Annotated in this window: 2 protein-coding genes; one reads left to right on the top strand and one right to left on the bottom strand. The window is 60.2% G+C overall.

Annotated features, from left to right (window positions below):
• Positions 1-36 precede the first annotated feature (36 nt).
• On the top strand, positions 37-705 hold the full coding sequence (locus AC1DDG_RS21605; protein WP_441432312.1) for a hypothetical protein: 669 nt from the start codon (positions 37-39) through the stop codon (positions 703-705).
• A gap of 50 nt (positions 706-755) precedes the next feature.
• Here the strand turns inward: AC1DDG_RS21605 and AC1DDG_RS21600 are convergent, their stop codons facing one another.
• Positions 756-926 carry a hypothetical protein gene (locus AC1DDG_RS21600; RefSeq protein WP_441432311.1) on the bottom strand — a complete coding sequence of 57 codons (171 nt, stop codon included), beginning with the start codon at positions 924-926 and terminating at the stop codon, positions 756-758.
• Positions 927-1,598 lie beyond the last annotated feature (672 nt).

Genomic DNA, 1,598 nt, shown 5'->3' with positions numbered 1-1,598 from the left:
ATACGCATAGTCACCGGATAGTTAAGGAGATCGGCCATGACGTACGCTCACACGATTCAGCGAGTCACGATCTCGGGTACTTGCTTCTCCGGTGCCGAGATCTGGCAGACCGGCTTTTGGCTGGGAGACGAGAGTGCCGACACCAGCACGGCCACTCAGGCTCAGGTGGACGCGATCGCAGCGCGCTGGGCTACCTTCTTCTCCAGCGGCTCGACGCAGATCAACAACAGCTACATCACGACTCAGGTCAAGGTGGCAAACATCCTCACCACAGGCCACACGGATCCACTGAACGTCGTCTACCACACCTACGGGACACCGCCCGTGGGCAGTGCTGGCGGCAACCGGCAGGCGCCCCAGACCACTCTGGTAGCGACGCTGACATCGGCGCTGAGCCGTGGCCTCGCTGCAAAGGGTCGCATGTACCTGCCGGGCCCGTCCATGGCAGTGCAGTCGAATGGGCGCGTCCAGAGCTTCGACATTTCCGGGATCGCCACCGCGTTTCAGACCTTCATCAACGGGGTCAACTCCGACGGCACCCCCGATCAGCAAGTGATCCTTGTTGCCAAGGCGACGACGCTGCCCGCTGTGAAGCCCGCCGTCAATGCGCTGGTCACCGGGATCAACTTCGGGGACGTGTACGATACGCAGCGGAGGCGCAGGGACCAGCTCAAGGAGACTCGGACCGGCCACACCATCCCGTAAGGCCACTAGGCTTTACGTGTGACCTCGAACGGCGGCAACTGGAACTGTGACTACCCCAGCTCCTGAAGGAGCCGCCACACCTCTCCCAGGGCCTCATCGTCGTCCCGCGTCGCCTGGTCTCGCTCTGCGGCCGTCAGGGGCAACTCCATGGTCCTGCGTGCTGTCCTCCGGCACCGTAGGATCGCTTCCGAAAGCTGCTCCCGGATCTCGTCTCTGCTCATGCTGTGGAGCCTACTGGCTCGGTGGCGGTTCGTGGGGTTTCTGCTCTGTTTGCTCCTGCTCTGCAGGAGCAGAGCGCATCCTGATGGTGGAGTAGGAAACGGGTTGTTGCACGCCCCCCCAAACCCCCCCAACTTAAATTTGGGGTCGGTCTGGGGAAGCGTCGCATGCTCTGTGAGCCATCCTGACGGAGCCAGTGAGGGGTCCTGGGCGCTACGACTGCCACCGGTAATTGCTGTCCCGGTCATCCTCGAGGGAGCCATGGCCACTACAGCCACAGAACCACCCAACCGTTAAACGAAGCCGGTACAGGGCATTTCCTCCAGCGTGTTTATTAACCCACCTGAGTTAAAAAGGCCGGCCCTTTGTGGCACAGGTGTGTTAACTCAGCTGTGTTAAAAAGATTGCTCAGGAAATCCCACGATCTGCCGAATTAAGTTCTACAATTCGCCTTATGGGTCGTCCGCATATTCGTCATATGCCTTCCCTGAGCCGGGTTTCCCACCCCCAGGGGAACCCGGCACAATACGCATAGTCACCGGATAGTTAAGGAGATCGGCCATGACGTACGCTCACACGATTCAGCGAGTCACGATCTCGGGTACTTGCTTCTCCAGCGAGTCACGATCTCGGGTACTTGCTTCTCCGGTGCCGAGATCTGGCAGACCGGCTTT

It is taken from the genome of Arthrobacter sp. 10L430 (assembly GCF_056395245.1).
Note: the sequence above shows the minus strand (reverse complement) of the source record. Positions and strands in the feature narration are given on the sequence as shown.

What these genes read in the sequence shown, in the direction of transcription:
- AC1DDG_RS21605 (WP_441432312.1), top strand. Translation starts at nt 37, where the DNA reads ATGACGTACGCTCACACGATTCAGCGAGTCACGATCTCGGGTACTTGC.
- AC1DDG_RS21600 (WP_441432311.1), bottom strand. Translation starts at nt 926, where the DNA reads ATGAGCAGAGACGAGATCCGGGAGCAGCTTTCGGAAGCGATCCTACGG.